This window comes from Gardnerella vaginalis (assembly GCF_001563665.1).
GTDB classification, from domain to species: domain Bacteria; phylum Actinomycetota; class Actinomycetes; order Actinomycetales; family Bifidobacteriaceae; genus Bifidobacterium; species Bifidobacterium vaginale_A.
The window spans coordinates 118191-135677 of the sequence record NZ_KQ961867.1 but is presented as its reverse complement, the minus strand read 5'-3'; the positions used below and the strand labels follow the sequence as shown (position 1 = coordinate 135677).

10 protein-coding genes and 3 rRNA genes are annotated in these 17487 nt (G+C 41.5%); 4 read left to right on the top strand and 9 right to left on the bottom strand.

Features of this window, described 5'->3' with window-relative positions:
• Positions 1 to 209: 209 nt before the first annotated feature.
• Positions 210 to 671 (top strand): transcriptional regulator NrdR, encoded by a 462-nt coding sequence (nrdR, locus tag HMPREF3230_RS04080; protein ID WP_075523672.1) that lies wholly within the window; start codon positions 210 to 212, stop codon positions 669 to 671.
• 1253 nt (positions 672 to 1924) lie between these two features.
• On the opposite strand, the gene HMPREF3230_RS04075 is transcribed toward nrdR, so the two are convergent.
• Both HMPREF3230_RS04075 and HMPREF3230_RS04070 read right to left on the bottom strand, forming a co-directional pair.
• On the bottom strand, positions 1925 to 2431 hold the full coding sequence (locus HMPREF3230_RS04075) for a hypothetical protein (RefSeq protein ID WP_075523671.1): 507 nt from the start codon (positions 2429 to 2431) through the stop codon (positions 1925 to 1927).
• A gap of 131 nt (positions 2432 to 2562) precedes the next feature.
• The gene (locus HMPREF3230_RS04070; RefSeq protein ID WP_075523670.1) at positions 2563 to 2883 is read right to left on the bottom strand and encodes a LysM peptidoglycan-binding domain-containing protein; all 321 of its coding nucleotides are present in this window, start codon (positions 2881 to 2883) and stop codon (positions 2563 to 2565) included.
• A 157-nt stretch (positions 2884 to 3040) separates the two neighbouring features.
• Between HMPREF3230_RS04070 and lexA the strand changes: the two genes are divergently transcribed.
• The 3 genes from lexA (at position 3041) to HMPREF3230_RS04055 (ending at position 5034) form a co-directional block, all read left to right on the top strand.
• Positions 3041 to 3757 carry a transcriptional repressor LexA gene (gene lexA, locus HMPREF3230_RS04065; RefSeq protein WP_075523669.1) on the top strand — a complete coding sequence of 239 codons (717 nt, stop codon included), beginning with the start codon at positions 3041 to 3043 and terminating at the stop codon, positions 3755 to 3757.
• A 203-nt stretch (positions 3758 to 3960) separates the two neighbouring features.
• The gene (locus HMPREF3230_RS04060; RefSeq protein ID WP_075523668.1) at positions 3961 to 4410 is read left to right on the top strand and encodes a Panacea domain-containing protein; all 450 of its coding nucleotides are present in this window, start codon (positions 3961 to 3963) and stop codon (positions 4408 to 4410) included.
• Positions 4411 to 4524: 114 nt separating this feature from the next.
• On the top strand, positions 4525 to 5034 hold the full coding sequence (locus tag HMPREF3230_RS04055; protein ID WP_075523667.1) for a hypothetical protein: 510 nt from the start codon (positions 4525 to 4527) through the stop codon (positions 5032 to 5034).
• A 689-nt stretch (positions 5035 to 5723) separates the two neighbouring features.
• Here the strand turns inward: HMPREF3230_RS04055 and HMPREF3230_RS04045 are convergent.
• From HMPREF3230_RS04045 to HMPREF3230_RS04010, 7 genes are all read right to left on the bottom strand, one after another.
• Positions 5724 to 6263 carry a peptidylprolyl isomerase gene (locus tag HMPREF3230_RS04045; protein ID WP_075523665.1) on the bottom strand — a complete coding sequence of 180 codons (540 nt, stop codon included), beginning with the start codon at positions 6261 to 6263 and terminating at the stop codon, positions 5724 to 5726.
• A 724-nt stretch (positions 6264 to 6987) separates the two neighbouring features.
• Positions 6988 to 7104: ribosomal RNA gene (gene rrf / locus HMPREF3230_RS04040) — 5S ribosomal RNA — on the bottom strand.
• A gap of 157 nt (positions 7105 to 7261) precedes the next feature.
• Positions 7262 to 10325 (bottom strand): 23S ribosomal RNA (locus HMPREF3230_RS04035).
• A gap of 367 nt (positions 10326 to 10692) precedes the next feature.
• Positions 10693 to 12218: ribosomal RNA gene (locus tag HMPREF3230_RS04025) — 16S ribosomal RNA — on the bottom strand.
• Together the 16S, 23S and 5S rRNA genes form the textbook arrangement of a ribosomal RNA operon.
• 575 nt (positions 12219 to 12793) lie before the next feature.
• A complete protein-coding gene (locus HMPREF3230_RS04020) occupies positions 12794 to 13651 on the bottom strand; it encodes an HD domain-containing protein (RefSeq protein ID WP_075523663.1) in 858 nt (285 codons plus the stop codon).
• Positions 13652 to 13653: 2 nt separating this feature from the next.
• Complete coding sequence (locus tag HMPREF3230_RS04015; protein WP_075523662.1) at positions 13654 to 16152, bottom strand: KUP/HAK/KT family potassium transporter; 2499 nt, start codon at positions 16150 to 16152, stop codon at positions 13654 to 13656.
• Between the two features lie 177 nt (positions 16153 to 16329).
• The gene (locus HMPREF3230_RS04010; RefSeq protein ID WP_082266276.1) at positions 16330 to 17397 is read right to left on the bottom strand and encodes a TatD family hydrolase; all 1068 of its coding nucleotides are present in this window, start codon (positions 17395 to 17397) and stop codon (positions 16330 to 16332) included.
• Positions 17398 to 17487: the final 90 nt, after the last annotated feature.

Genomic DNA, 17487 nt, shown 5'->3' with positions numbered 1-17487 from the left:
AAATTACTATCCATGAGCCATAGCTCACATAATCTTCTAAGTTCTTATGCAATAAAATCCAATTTCTCAATCACAAAATTATGAAAAATAACATAAAATAATTCAGAATTTATGAAGTTTTAACCAAAATTTTAATAATTTAATAAATTAAAACTATTTTATTGGTATAACTATATTAAATTTCTCATAATTTCTAGTATGCTTATCTTATGCATTGTCCTTTTTGTAAAAATTCTGACACAAAAGTTATTGACACCAGAATCAGCGAAGATGGCTATTCTATACGCCGTCGTCGTGAATGCCAAATGTGCGGCAACCGATTCACGACTGTAGAAACTACACAACTTCTTGTCATGAAAAGGTCTGGATCAGTAGAACCATTTGATAGGTCAAAAGTAGTTGCTGGCGTAAGCAAAGCATGCCAGGGCAGACCTATTGATTCTGAAGCGCTTAAAACTCTAGGAATGAGAGTTGAAGCAGATTTAAGGGCGCGCGGACTAGCGCAAGTTACATCCGAAGAAGTTGGAAAAGCCATTTTACAACCTTTACGAGAATTAGATGAAGTCGCTTATTTAAGATTTGCAAGTGTATATCAAAACTTCACCGGCCTTAAAGATTTTGAAAAAGCCATTGAAGATTTGAAACAAAACAAATCAAGTGCACAATCCTAATTGCTAATCGATAATCGCTAATTACCGGTAGCTAATCGCTAATATCTAATTAGTGATTACTAATCAATAATTACTAATCAATAATTACTAATCAATAATTATTGATCACTAGTAGCTAATTACTAATCACAAGTCACTAATCACAAGTCACAAGATTCAGCATAAGAGTCTATATAATTCAATACTTTTTCAGCTGCGTTTTAACTAACCGCACTTAAGCACCTAGAACAATAGCCACGCAACTAAATTAAATACCACTGCAAACACTTTTATGCTTCACACGCTTTCAATAACACTGCAAACACTTTCCAACACTGACACGCTTTTAACACAGTAAACACTTTTACGCCACGCAAGCCTTCAGCACCATACAAGCGTTAATACAGTAAACACTTTTACGCCGAGCAAGCCTTCACAACCGCCATGCTTTTATACAGTACGTACTCTCACACCATGCACGCTCTCACGCTATGCACACTCTCAGCACCATACACGCATTAACACCATTCACGCATTAACACCACAAATACTTTTATGATGAACACGCTCTTCATCAGCATAAACATTCTTCACAACCGCACACACTCTCAGAACCACAAACACTTCTATGCTCCACACAGACGATTGCAATTGCAAATGTGAACATGTTTTGCACACACCATATAACACGCTCCACTGGCTGGAAATACAGTGCTATGAGTATACTTACTCGCGTTGGTTACCTGCAAAAGTGACCATCATTCCACTTAATAATGCGTTCGTATTGCATTGATGCTTTTACGAATGCGCAAGATGATGTCCTGTGAGGCGAATGTCTATGATGATATTCGCCTCACATATTATCTGGGTTTATAGGTCTGGGTTAGAGTTATCAACGGATAAGCTGCAAAATTTGGGTTATTCCCCAAAATGTGGGTTATTCCCCAAAATTTAGTGCTATAGGCAAAAATTTGAGTTATTTCGGTCGTACACAAAAGCGTGATTATAGGCAAAAAGCATCTAAAGCTAAACTAACTAATATTCTTAAAAAGAATTAGTCAACTTAGATTTTATAAGTCAAAAGCAAGATACTTTGATTACATCACACAGCATTTGCTAACGATCAAAACGAGCGCCAGTAAGCAATAGCAATTTGCGAGTTACAATACAAGCGATCTTCGAAACATAAGCTATAACCAAAAGCATGGTATTGCATCTTGAAAAATGCATAAATATAAACTGATAATAAACAACCAGCTTAAATCTATTTTGCACTAGACAACACACGAACAAAACACAACATACTCTCGATTACACCCGTCAGTTCCATCTAAATTAGCAGAGCCACAATCCCCACTTTTTGACAATAATGAATAACAAGATAAAGAATCATCCTCACGATTCATACAACCAGAATCATCTCTTTGACAATAGTAGGAATTAGTACACTCTTCTATACATTCGCGTAAAAGATCCCGTAATCTCATAGCAGCAAATTGACTATCAGCCAAACGAGCGTAAATATATTTCATAGCATCAACATTCATATGAAGCTCAATATTCATAGGAACTTTTGAATAAATTGAATCGCCAAAATCCTTAATACAATTCCTATCCTTATTTTTTATACCTATATCCATATATTGGTTTATTTCAACTATTACATTTTCCGAACTATCAATAGCATTTGGATAGTCATTGCCAAAACTTTCATCATTGCTTTTACATCCAAAGCACTGACAACTATCTACGCGATTCAAATCGTTATTATCACAACTCATTATAATTCCCCCAATTCATAGTTATTAGTTGACTTTTACATGTTCAAAAAACTCTGTACACAACTGACCCAAATCTCATACAGAAGAATAATTCGTATGCAATCTAGCAATACAATAAAAAAGCACTTAAATCATTTTTCTATAACTGGTACGTTAATAATCTGACCAACTTGTAGATCATATGAAGAAAGATGATTTATCTCCATTAAACGCTCTACATCATCAGAAATATCTCCGCCATCATTTATTGATTTTGCATACCCCCATAAAGTGTCACCAGGTCTTACTGTGTAAGAAACAAGCTTTTCTGTAGTAGCCGAAGCAGTAACTTTAGGAAAAGCGACTAACCATATGGCAAAAATAGCTAAAAGCACCACGCTAATTCGCGAAATAAAATACTTTTTAACAACTCTGCTTCTCTTTACTGAGCGCACACCAGATATCTTGTTCATACGTTTCTCCTTCCATACAATCTTCTTTGTGAACATTTGTTCTATCGAACAAGTGTTTTAATAATTACACATTCTCAAAAAATATGCAACGGCGTGTCGAACAGATGTTTGATTTTTTATTAAACATGCGCTACTATAAACATTGAAAGGAGCGACCATGAACGACGAAAACACTAAACAAGATGATTTTCCGGAAGATAATGCCGTCTCACTGACCGAACGACAGAAAAAAATTATGGATGCCATACAGCGAAATATAATCGCTCATGGTTTCCCACCTTCATTCCGAGAAATCGGCGAAATAGTTGGACTGCGTAGCACATCTTCTGTTAAGCATCAACTAAAAGCTCTAGAAACTAAGGGACTTATTCGCATTAGCGCGAACAAGGGAAGAGCCATCGAGGTTATCAACAATACTCAAACAAGCCAATTAAATAAATTAACTCCAACACCCTCACTAGGCATTGACGTAGATATGTATGAAAGCGAAAGCATACAAACATCACATGACGTGCCACTCGTTGGGAGAATTGCAGCAGGAACGCCAATAACAGCAGAACAGCATATTGACGATGTAATGCGTCTTCCAGAGAGATTAACAGGATCAGGAAACCTCTTTATGTTAGAAGTACATGGCGATTCCATGATCGACGCAGCTATATGCGATGGAGATTACGTTGTTGTACGAGAACAGCATGACGCTAACAACGGAGATATAGTTGCAGCACTACTTGATAACGAAGCTACAGTTAAAACATTAAGAAACGATAACGGACACGTCTGGCTGATACCACACAATCCAACATATTCTCCTATAGACGGAACCAACGCAACGATAATGGGAAAGGTCGTAACAGTTCTAAGAAAAATTTAATAGTATATATAGAAAATACTATTGTAAAATGTAATTTTTCAGTATAATAAATCGCATAACCTTATTAATTTCATTGATGAAATCGATAAGAGCATCATAGAGAATAATAAATAGCTAATGTACTTTTTACAGAAAAATACATTTGCATATTTTATGAATTTCTATGATTTTTACATTAGACGTTTCCAGCAAGGGAGCTAAACATGTCTATTATAAACGTTGCTAACCGCATATTAGACAATCTCGGAACCATGACAACAATGAGATTGCAAAAATTAACATACTATGCCCAAGCTCATAGCCTTGCCACAACAGATAGAGAACTCTTTTATGAGGACTTTGAAGCATGGGATAATGGACCAGTATCTTTAGAACTATTCAATAGGTATAGAGATAAAGTCATAATACACAGAGGATGTTTAATAATGTCTTTGTATGAACGAGAACATCCTCTCAACAAATCTCAACTAAAACTCATAGACACTGTGAGCAAAAAGCTAAAGAACTGTTCGGGTCTGACTTTATATAACAGAGTAATTACAGAAATGCCATGGCGTATAACACGAATGCCTCATGAAGAAAACAAATATTGCGAAGATATCATACTCAAAAGTTATATGAAAACTTATTACAAGGCCTACCCTGCTATATAGCAATTATTCTAGTTTTTCGATTCTTATACAGCCAATAAATATAATTTATTATCACTTTGAAACCTATGTTTTAAATTATATTGCACGAAAACATTACGTAGAGAGAAATACGCTATGCACGATAACAAAAATATCAGAATCAAAATATCAAAAGATGACAAATTAGCAAGAAAGATATTTTCAACCAAAGATCCTAAAGAAAAAAATAGATGCATACAAATAATAGTAGATATATTTATTTCTTTGCGGAAATCATTAACAAATGACTTATCAGCTGCAAAAGTAATCACTTTACAAACAAGATTAAACACACAATTGATATTAGCTTGGTACAGATTTTACGAAGAGACTAAAGAACGAAGAAGACATAAAGAGAACCCTTTATATTCTGAAGAATGGGAAAAGCAATGCTTTATAGGGTATGAAGCTGCAGAAAAGCTGCGCAACTCTAATAAAGATGAAACTGATCAAAACTCAGAAATACAAGATGACGAAATGCCGGAATTCGCTCGACCATGCGAATACGATGGCCAATCCATTAACGGACCAAATTTGCCTGAAAATTATCAAGATTACATGCATAGCAATGTAAAGAAAGGCAAGAAAACCAAGAAAAGTAAGTAATAAAGAAAAAGCGAATAATAAAGAAAAGTACAAATAGTAATACTAAATAAACTAATAAAGTGCATAAAAGCAAAGAGAAAACAAAATTACAAAAAGAAAGGAAAATAAAAGTAAAACACAGTGTTATTTCCTAAAAGTGTGTACACGCATTTCGGGTTATTCCCCAAAATTTGTGTACAGAATTTCTTGTTTATGTTCTTATTTCAAGCGTTGTTCTTATTTCAAGCGTTGGCAGGTCTACTACATGCTTAAAAATCATGCATGAAGAACAAGTCTTGCAATAATCACGTTTGTAGCGCATGCGGCAACGACATAGCTAGTCAATATGAACAGTTGGAAAGAAATGCAGTAATAACAGCTATTATCGAATACTAGCAGTGCTTGGCAAACGGTGTCCCATTAGCAAATTCATAGCTGATCACGCGAAAGATGAACACAATATGCTAACAACACACTACTTTTATGCTAACAACACACTACTTTTGTACACACTTTTTAGGAAACAAAACACAACGGAAAAATACAACAAATACACAGCAAAAAACAAAAACAAAAAAAAACAAAAAGCTACTCTTACTTGAAACGCATATATAACTCAAGCTTAACGAATATAAACCTATACGAGCTAATAGCAAAAATACAGAGTAGCTTTAAATTTTTAAAAAATTCAAAATTCAAAATTCAAAAAATTATTCCACAATATCTACTGAAATTATACCAATCGGTTCTATCGGGAAATCAGTAGAATCAGTAGGACAATTTTGAATCGCATCAACTACCTTGCGTGAATCTTCATTACTTACAACGCCGAAAATAGTATGATGACCGTTAAGCCAAGGAGTAGGAACAGTGGTTATAAAGAATTGAGAACCATTCGTACCATGAACACTACCGTCAGCGTCACGATATTTTCCTGCATTTGCCATAGCAAACAAATAAGGCTTGTCGAAGGTTTCAGAAGGATCAATCTCATCATCAAATTCATAACCAGGTCCACCAGTACCATTACCTAATGGGCAACCGCCTTGAATCATAAAATCCTTAATAATACGATGGAAAAGCAGACCATTATAAAATGGTTCATGCGATTTTTTATGAGTATATGGATCTTCCCAAGCTATAGCTCCAGTCGCTAATCCAATGAAATTTTTAACAGTATTTGGAGCTTTATCATCGAAGAGATTTATTTCAATCTTTCCTTCAGTTGTATTCAAAATCGCTTTAGTCATAATAGCAATTCTCACATATGTTCAAGACTGTGCACTAAAAATAGCATAAGAAATAGTCAAATACGATGATTTTATACTAACTTATAATAAAAATACCGTTTTTTCAGGGTTTTTTAAGGGTTTGGTATTCTTTTGTTCAGGATAGTGTGGTTTTATTTTTAATAGGATTTAAATCATTGAGTTTAATGTTTTGAGTTGTGTTTAATATAATTTAATTTTCTTCTTCTCTTTTAGTTAGAAACCCTGGGACTAAAGCCCCGGGGTTTTTAATTTAACTCATAAACCGTGCTTAACTTATAAGACTGCTCAACTTATAAGCCGGTCTATAAAACGTGTTATAAGCGAAGACTAGCGTTTCGAAGACTAGCGTTTCGAGTGTTTATAACGTGTTCATTGTTTAGGCTTTTAATTGTGAGGTTTTTATTTTTTTATTTTATGAACTTTGGTTTATAACATTAAACTCTACTTTTTTGCTTACAATCCCTTGTAAATCCCTTGTAACCTATTACTTTCAGGTTAAAAAGCGGGTTATTCCGGGTTATTCCCCAAAGTGTTTAAATAATAGGGATTATAGGGGTTAATAGTAAACCAAAAAGTGTTTAAAGTAATAGTGTTAAGAGTGTTTAAACAGCTAAACCATAAAGTGTTTAAAGTAGTAAAGACTAATAGTGTTTAAAGTAATATAAGAAAACGGGGAGTCAAGTGACTCCCCGTTAAAAGAATAATGCGGCAGCGTGCTAGTCTCCCACACCCTATCGAGTGCAGTACCCTCACCGTGTCAGGCCTTAGCTTCCGGGTTCGGAATGGGACCGGGCGTCTCACCTGAGCCATGACCACCGCAAAACTATATTATACACTCACTTAATGAGTGGAAAGTGACGGTTTGGGAACCGGACATGAACGCGAGTATAACTTAAATCAATCTCAACAATCTTAACCGCAGAAACGTTTAACACTCCAAGCGTCTAAAACATTAAACTGTTTAAACCTTAAATTTAAAGTATATTACAATCACCCATTAGTACTGGTCAGCTCCACCCCTCACAGGGCTTCCACATCCAGCCTATCAACCACGTGTTCTACATGGGGGTTCACACACAAAAGTGTAAGGAATGCTAATCTTAGAGCAGGCTTCCCGCTTAGATGCTTTCAGCGGTTATCCCTTCCAAACGTAGCTAACCGGCAGCGCCACTGGCGTGACGACCGGCATACCAGAGGTTTGTCCACCCAGGTCCTCTCGTACTATGGGCAGGCCTCTTCAACATTCCAACGAGCGCAGAGGATAGAGACCAAACTGTCTCACGACGTTCTGAACCCAGCTCGCGTGCCGCTTTAATCGGCGAACAGCCGAACCCTTGGGACCTGCTCCAGCCCCAGGATGCGACGAGCCGACATCGAGGTGCCAAACCATCCCGTCGATATGGACTCTTGGGAATGATCAGCCTGTTATCCCCGGGGTACCTTTTATCCGTTGAGCGATGCCACGTCCGTACGCCGGCACCGGATCACTATCTCCGACTTTCGTCCCTGCTCGACCCGTCAGTCTCACAGTCAAGCCCGCTTGTGCGATTACACTCAACACCCGATTGCCAACCGGGCTGAGCGGACCATTGAGCGCCTCCGTTACTCTTTAGGAGGCAACCGCCCCAGTTAAACTACCCGCCAGGCACTGTCCCTAACACGGATAACATGTTGAGGTTAGACGCCAGATATGGAAAGAGCGGTATTTCACCTTACGACTCCACGCAAGCTAGCGCCCACGCTTCACAGCCTCCCGCCTATGCTACACGATCCACACCTAACGACAATACCAAGGTATAGTAAAGGTCCCGGGGTCTTTTCGTCCTTCTGCGCTTAACGAGCATCTTTACTCGTACTGCAATTTCGCCGGGCTCCTGGCCGAGACAGTGGGGAAGTCGTTACGCCATTCGTGCAGGTCGGAACTTACCCGACAAGGAATTTCGCTACCTTAGGATGGTTATAGTTACCACCGCCGTTTACCGGGGCTTAAATTCACCGCTTCACCCGAGGGCTAACGGATCCTCTTAACCTTCCGGCACCGGGCAGGCGTCAGAGCGTATACAGCGGCTTACGCCTTCGCACGCTCCTGTGTTTTTGGTAAACAGTCGCTACCCCCTAGCTTGTGCCACCCCCAACAGCTCAACAATGTGAAACCATATCACCATCAGGGGTCTCCCTTATGCCGAAGGCACGGGAGTAATTTGCCGAGTTCCTTGGCCAGGATTCGCCCGATCGCTTCGGTATACTCTACCAGACCACCAGTGTCGGTTTAGGGTACGAGCGGAATCACACCTCACGTTGAAGCTTTTCTTGGCAAGCAGGATCACCGGAATCAGCCTTACAGCCTACCCATCACGCCTCAGCTTAACATCCCCCGGATTTACCTAGAGGACAGCCCACACGCTTAGCCACGGAAAACCACCTCCGCAGCCGGCTACCTACCCGCGTCACTCCCACGCTAACCTACTACCGATACAGTCCCAACATTAAACCATCTAACAACCCCGAAAGGAAACCAGATAATAAAACGAAGGTTAGTACTCTCAGATTCAGTTCGAACGGTGTAACACCGGTACGGGAATATCAACCCGTTCATCCATTCGACTACGCCTGTCGGCCTCGCCTTAGGACTCGACTCACCCGGGGACGACGAACGTGGCCCCGGAACCCTTAGTCATTCAGCGGACAGGATTCACACCTGTCTCTCGCTACTCATGTCTGCATTCTCACTCCCGTATAATCCACGACACGTTCACACGGCCGCTTCACCTCATACAGGACGCTCTCCTACCCCGCGTGAAAAAATCACACAGTCGCGTCTTCGGTGGCGTGCTTAAGCCCCGCTACATTGTCGGCGCGGAACCACTAGACCAGTGAGCTGTTACGCACTCTTTCAAGGGTGGCTGCTTCTAAGCCAACCTCCTGGCTGTCTATGCGACTCCACATCCTTTCCCACTTAGCACACGCTTAGGGACCTTAGACGACGATCAGGGCTGTTTCCCTTTTGACGACGGAGCTTATCCCCCGCCGACTCACTGCCATGATAAACCTAACAGGTATTCGGAGTTTGGCTGCTATTAGTACCCGGTATGGGCCCGCAAGCATCCAGTAGCTCTACCCCCTGCAAGCAATAACATGACGCTGCACCTAAATGCATTTCGGAGAGAACCAGCTATCACGGAATTTGATTGGCCTTTCACCCCTAACCCCAAGTCATCCCCCCAGTTTTCAACCTAGGTGGGTTCGGTCCTCCACACGGTCTTACCCGCGCTTCAACCTGCTCAGGGCTAGATCATCCCGCTTCGGGTCCAGGACATGCGACTCAAACGCCTTTTAAAACTCGCTTTCGCTACGGCTCCCCCACCCGGGTTAGCCTCGCCACATACCACTGACTCGCAGACTCATTTTTCGATAGGCACGCCGTCACCCCATAAAAAGGCTCCGACGGATTGTAAGCGCACGGTTTCAGGAACTATTTCACTCCCCTCCCGGGGTGCTTTTCACCTTTCCCTCACGGTACTAGTACACTATCGGTCAGACAGGAATACTTAGGCTTACCCAACGGTCTGGGCAGATTCACGCGGGATTCCACGAGGCCCGCGCTACTTGGGAATAAACATAAAGAGACATCGCACGACTTGCTACGGGGCCATCACCCTCTACGGCTGGGAATTCAATCCCATTCACATAACACGACATTTTATCACTCTTCTCAACCCCGTCAGAGGCTGAACAATCAATCCCACGACCCCGAGCACGCAACACCTGACGGTTATCACACGCACCCGGTTTAGCCTCATCCGCTTTCGCTCGCCACTACTAACGGAGTATCCTTTCCTGCAGGTACTAAGATGTTTCACTTCCCTGCGTACCCCCCACAAAACTGTGGTGACCACTCATAACAATGGCCGGGTCTCCCCATTCGGAAATCCTCGGATCAAAGCCCACTCGGCAGCTCCCCGAGGCATATCGCAGCCCGTCACGTCCTTCATCGGTCCTGTCTACCAAGGCATCCACCATACGCCCTTACCAGTAATACACACTAATAAGACCTACCAGCAAAATACTCTAGACAACTAATCATCACACTAAACGATCATAAAACGATCAAGACGACTCCACCAAAATGGAGCCGGTTGAAATTGATAAAAGCAAAAAAACAAAACAAAAAGTTTCGTATTCTTACTCGCGTCCACTATCCAGTTCTCAAACCACCACAACACCACGAAACACGAGCCAGTAAAACACCAACCCGTAATCCCATGAGTCACAGACTACAACCCCAAAACAAGGGGGGTGGCAATCCGGGAACCCAAAAACATGCCTAAACCACTCACATAAAAACATCAACTATTGTTTTCCACACCAGTAACCACACTCAAACCGAGCGTGCACAAAAACTCCGTAGAAAGGAGGTGATCCAGCCGCACCTTCCGGTACGGCTACCTTGTTACGACTTAGTCCCAATCACGAGCCTCACCTTAGACGGCTCCCTCCAAAAAGGTCAGGCCACCGGCTTCGGGTGCTGCCCACTTTCATGACTTGACGGGCGGTGTGTACAAGGCCCGGGAACGCATTCACCGCGACGTTGCTGATTCGCGATTACTAGCGACTCCGCCTTCACGTAGTCGAGTTGCAGACTACGATCCGAACTGAGACCGGTTTTAAGGGATTAGCTCCATGTCACCATGTCGCACCCCGTTGTACCGGCCATTGTAGCATGCGTGAAGCCCTGGACGTAAGGGGCATGATGATCTGACGTCATCCCCACCTTCCTCCGAGTTAACCCCGGCGGTCCCCCGTGAGTTCCCGGCATAACCCGCTGGCAACACAGGGCGAGGGTTGCGCTCGTTGCGGGACTTAACCCAACATCTCACGACACGAGCTGACGACGACCATGCACCACCTGTGAACCTGCCCCGAAAGGAAACCACATCTCTGCAGTCATCAGGCACATGTCAAGCCCAGGTAAGGTTCTTCGCGTTGCATCGAATTAATCCGCATGCTCCGCCGCTTGTGCGGGCCCCCGTCAATTTCTTTGAGTTTTAGCCTTGCGGCCGTACTCCCCAGGCGGGACGCTTAACGCGTTAGCTCCGACACGGAACCCGTGGAATGGGCCCCACATCCAGCGTCCACCGTTTACGGCGTGGACTACCAGGGTATCTAATCCTGTTCGCTCCCCACGCTTTCGCTTCTCAGCGTCAGTAACAGCCCAGAAACCTGCCTTCGCCATTGGTGTTCTTCCCGATATCTACACATTCCACCGTTACACCGAGAATTCCAGTTTCCCCTACTGCACTCTAGCCCGCCCGTACCCGGCGCAGACCCACCGTTAAGCGATGGGCTTTCACACCAGACGCGACGAACCGCCTACAAGCTCTTTACGCCCAATAAATCCGGATAACGCTTGCGCCCTACGTATTACCGCGGCTGCTGGCACGTAGTTAGCCGGCGCTTATTCGAAAGGTACACTCACCCGAAGGCTTGCTCCCAATCAAAAGCGGTTTACAACCCGAAGGCCTTCATCCCGCACGCGGCGTCGCTGCGTCAGGGTTTCCCCCATTGCGCAATATTCCCCACTGCTGCCTCCCGTAGGAGTCTGGGCCGTATCTCAGTCCCAATGTGGCCGTCCGCCCTCTCAGGCCGGCTACCCGTCGAAGCCTAGGTGGGCCATTACCCCGCCTACAAGCTGATAGGACGCGACCCCATCCCATGCCGCTAAACACTTTCCCAACAAAACATGCGTCAAGTTGGAGCATCCAGCATTACCACCCGTTTCCAGGAGCTATTCTGGAGCATAGGGTAGGTTGGTCACGCATTACTCACCCGTTCGCCACTCTCACCAACCAGCAAGCTGGTCAGATCCCGTTCGACTTGCATGTGTTAAGCACGCCGCCAGCGTTCATCCTGAGCCAGAATCGAACCCTCCACGAAAAAAATTTCAATGAAAAGCCAAACTAGGCTCCAAAAAATAAAGAAAAAGACGAGACATTCTTTAAGGAAAAAACATCCCACAAAAACCTCACCACCATTTAACCATCTCTCAGGCACCCCACAAACTGTGAGGCTGACAATGAACTGGCAATAATTAACTAAATAAGTAGTACAGACACGCTTTTGAGTTCTCAAACCACCACCACACCAGCCGGCCCATCAACCCCAACCGAGGAGAACCAGCCGCGCTGAGCAGCAAAAGATAAACTTACACCAACACACACTAAAACGCAAACCCAAAAAACAAAACAACCCCAAAACCACTGAAAACAAGCCAAAACACCGGCGTGTCGAAAAACACCAACCCAACCCCACAAACAAGCAAAAACAAGAAACAAGACCAAGAAACAGACAAATAAACAGTAAAAAAAAACTAATAAACAAATAAAACAAAATAAAGAAATAAAGAAAACTCAAGAAACAAAAACAAACAGACAGACAAAAACTTAAACAACAAAAAATAAAGAAATAAACAAACAGACAAATAAACAGACAAATAAATAAATAAAAACTATCTAATCAACTCTAAGCCCAAAGAACTCTGCTAAAGCATAAACATCTGGCTCGCCATATTTTTCTACTAAACTCATCCAACGCAATGAGTTAGCATTACCAAAACGAGCTGCCTTACGTCGATACGATTCAACTGTCAAAAATCGCGGAGGAACTGACTTACTATTGTATTTATCTGCAACCATAACAATTTCTTGCTCAACTGTGCGAGGCATATAGTCATCAACAGGCAAAGGTAAATTCTGTGATTTAACTTGTTCTCTAGAAAGCCCAACGCCAGTATGATTGCGCGCAAATTGTGCAATATCTTCACTAACTGAATTCTTTAGCAAATAGTTGTATCCCAATAATCCATGAGTAATATAACGCGGACCGTCAAATCTTAAAGTTCCAGAAGTTCCATCTTCCTTCAATAATTTATAAGTTCCAATATCATGCAATAAAGCACCAATACAGACTGCATATTCATCAACGTAGCAACTAGGCGCACATCCGCCAACAAAATTCGGCAAAGTCTTATTACCAATAAGCGAAATCATCCCACTTCTTGCCATAAGCGCGCGATCAGCATAGGATTTCGGCATAAAGGATAAGTACTCAAGATTAGAATCACAATAACTCAAATTGCTATCGTGGTGCTTATCATTACACAATTTCTCGCATAACAACTTATTCTGATTCATCGCAATTTGCCAAGCAATAGTAGCAATAACAACACAATGACCATGAATTAAATCGTATGCAGATTTAGACGGAGCAATCTCACAGTGCAATCGCTCAACTTCAGAAAAATCAGGAATATCCGACAATATCACTCCAGAACCATCAACATTCCCAGAAATTTCAGAATTAAAAAGCATATTTATTGCCTAGCTTTAGAAACATTATTAGATGACTTGTCGTTAGACGACTTGTCATTAGATGACTTGTCATTAGATGACTTACCATCTTGATGCGAATCAAGAATATCAACAGAATCAATAGTTCCATTAACAGCAGCAATATCTCGAGCATTCATAATAGCTGTTTGCTCAGCGTCACTTGGACGATTGCTTTGCAAATCAGAAACTATTTCAGCTGCAGAAGCACCTTGCAAAGACTGCACTGCTCTAGAAGAATCGTCTTCACGATTCAAACGCGGAGGCCTACGAGTAGAAACAAACAAAGGCTGAACTTCTACAATAGGATTGTAAGGCGCTAAACCAAACCACTTAACAGGAGTTCCAGCAATATGCCTAATCGCATACTTCATCTTCAAAGACAAAGCTCCACGAACTGAAACATTAGATTCAGGCATTAAAGCTTTATGCAAAAGTACATAACGAATTGGTCCAATATCTGGATCAGCATCAACCTTAGGATACACAGATTTCTGCCGAGGTAACTCTCCAGTGTGAGAAAGATCGTGCATAATTTGATGCAAATAAGCAGGAATTGAAGGCGAAACTTTAAAACCAAGCTTTATTTTTACTCGGAACAAATAATCAGTTCCAAAATTCTCAACACAATACTCGCGTGTGAACGGAGCATCATCAGTTTCAACAGACACAGCCCACCAAGCTCTAGCACGCTTAGGATGATCAGCAAAAATCGAGAAGAAAATACCTGTATCTAAACGCTTCATCTCTCGATCAGAAGTTAAATATACGATATTATCCGCAAAATAAGGGATACGGAAATCGCTATGCAACTTATCTAAAACAGGTAAGAAATCCTTAGGTTTCATATGCAAGCGCTGTGAACGTTCAATCTTAGTTCCATCTTTCCAAGTGAGCATAATAATCAAAATCGATGCTCCAAGAAGCATAGTAAACCAGCCACCATGCATGAACTTAGCCAAAGACGCCACGAAGAACATAAGCTCAATAACTAAGAATCCGATTGCAAACACAAGCGCTCCAACGCGTTTCTTCTGATACCACATATGCGCAGTAAGAAGAATTGTTGTTGCAATCATTGTCATAGTCAAAGCCAGACCATAAGCACCAGAAATATGCTCTGAATCGCGAAATACTGCTAACACAGTCAAAGTTGAAATACACAAAACAACATTCACAACTGGAATATAAAGCTGACCTCGAGTACGAGCAGGATATCGAACTTGCAAATGAGGCATCCAATTCAAACTTGTTGCTTCAGAAACCATAGTAAAAGCACCAGTAATCAAAGCTTGAGATGCAATGATGCCAGCTGTAACAGAAAGAACAACAGCAACATATCGCAAATTTGGACCAAGCATTTGGAAGAACGGATTCAAACCTTCAGTAGACCATAACGACTTATCGCTTTGATGCTTCAACATCCACGAACCTTGACCGAAATAATTAAGTATAAGCGCTACTTTAATAAACGGCCAAGTAACATAAACATTCCCTCTACCAACATGACCCATATCTGAATACAAAGCTTCAGCACCAGTAGTCGAAAGGAAGATAGTACCCATAACAGCCAAGCCAGCAATATTATGAGAGCTAAATAAGAACTTAATACCATAAACAGGATTAAGAGCTTCAAAAATAGCAAAATCAGTTCCGATATTCATTATTCCAACAAGCGCAAGGAAGGCAAACCAAATCATAACTACGATTCCAAATACTTTGCCAATCCTCTCTGTACCACGTTGCTGAACAGAGAATAAAATCACGATTATAACAATCGTAATCATCAAAGCTAAATTGCTATTTTCTAAGAAAATCGGCTTAAACGCATCAATAGTGCGAAGACCTTCAACTGCAGAAGATATTGAAACTGCAGGAGTTAAAACAGAATCAGCTAAAAATGCTGCTCCACCAATCATTGCAGGAATAGCAAGCCAAGCTCCGCGCTTACGCATCAATGAATACAAAGCAAAGATGCCGCCCTCACCCTTGTTATCTGTGCGCATTGCAACAAAAACATATTTGACTGTAGTAATCAAAGATATTGACCAAAACACCAAAGAAAGCATTCCAAAAATAGCTTCACGATTGATATTTTGCAATCCGCCTTGACCAGCTAAAAATGTTTGAGCAGTATACAAAGGCGAAGTACCAATATCTCCATAAACCACTCCAAGAGCAACAATAGCCATTGAAAGAGTGAATTTATCTGAACTTGTCTGAATCTTAGCCCACAAACGTCCAAGCGGACCACGAACAGCGGAATCAGCAAGCTTTTCTGCTTCTTTAACTTCTTGAGCTTGCTGTTGAGCTATTACTTCGCGCTCTTCGCGAGTAGTCGTTTTTTGCGAAACTTTCGGCGCTTTAGTAAATGATGCAGCGCGCAAAATCGCAGATTTTGAGCTTTTTGTAGAATCTTTCGCACCGTTGCGAGGATCCTTTGCACCTTCTTTCGTTGGCACACTAATGCGTGACTTCGTCATGCCAGATTCCTCCATAGCTAAGACGTATTTCCACATATGCGGAAGATAATAACAGCCTTATTCAATCTACAGTTTTATTTAACTCGTACTTGGATATTGTATACAATAATAGATATATAGTGCAAAAAATATTCAAAAATCGTTGAAAAATAAGGATTCTTGAAAGTTGTTTTACACTTAAAATCCGTAAATTTTCTCTGTATTTTCTCGTGTTACTTTAGCAGCTTTTGAAAGACTAATATCGAGTACTTGGGAAAGCGTTTCCAAAGTATATGGAACCATATAAGGAGCATTAGGTCGTCCACGGTAAGGCATCGGAGTCAGATACGGCGCATCTGTTTCAACAGTAATATGATTTAGACCAATAATACGAGCAGATTCACGCAAATCTTCATTACCTTTATACCCAATAGTTCCAGAAAAACTAGCAAACCAGCCATTTTCACGAAGAATAGCCGCAATGCAAGCATCACCTGAATAACTATGAAATACAGTCATTTCTGGAGCGCCATCTTTTAATAAAATTTCTATAACATCACTATGAGCCTCACGATCGTGAATTTGCAATGGCATATTAAGCTCTTTAGCAAGTGATATGTGATCTCGAAAAGCCTCACGTTGAGCAAACCTAGATGGTTCGCCTGTACGAAAATAATCTAAGCCTGTTTCACCAATAGCAACTATTTCTTCCGGATTTGAGATTATAAGCGAGCGCAAATGCTGCATTGCTTCATCGAAAGGTATGTCATGATATGGCTTATAAACTACAGGCAATCCGTCTGGACCAGTTGTACCTCTATGACCATGCAACACTGCTTCATTTGGATGTATTGCAATTGCAGCACGAACACAATCCGAGTGTGATTTAGCAAATGAGATAGTTGGCTCCCAATCTGGGTACTCGCAGCCAACTTCTAACATATGCGAAACTCCTGATGCTTTTGCTTTAACAACTAAATCATCTGCAGTTGGCTGATATATTAAATCACGACCTTTTTGGGCTAATTGCAAATTTAGTTCGTGCACAAAATTTACTACACTTAACATATGAGTGTGATCGTCTGCTATTGACACTCCGCTTTTAATTAGATTTAACCATGAATCAGATTGCGATACTGCAGATTGCGAAACTGCAGATTGCGAAACTACAGATTGCGATAATTCCAAATCTTTATTTGAGAGTTCGTCTTCATTAAGCGATGCCAATGCAGGCGCCCAATTATGTTCACGATGATGTTTACTCATATTTTCAAGTGTACTCGCGCAATAAAAATTCTATTTTGTAGCGAAAAACGCCGCAAAACTTAAGATAAATATAGACTAGCTAAATCACAA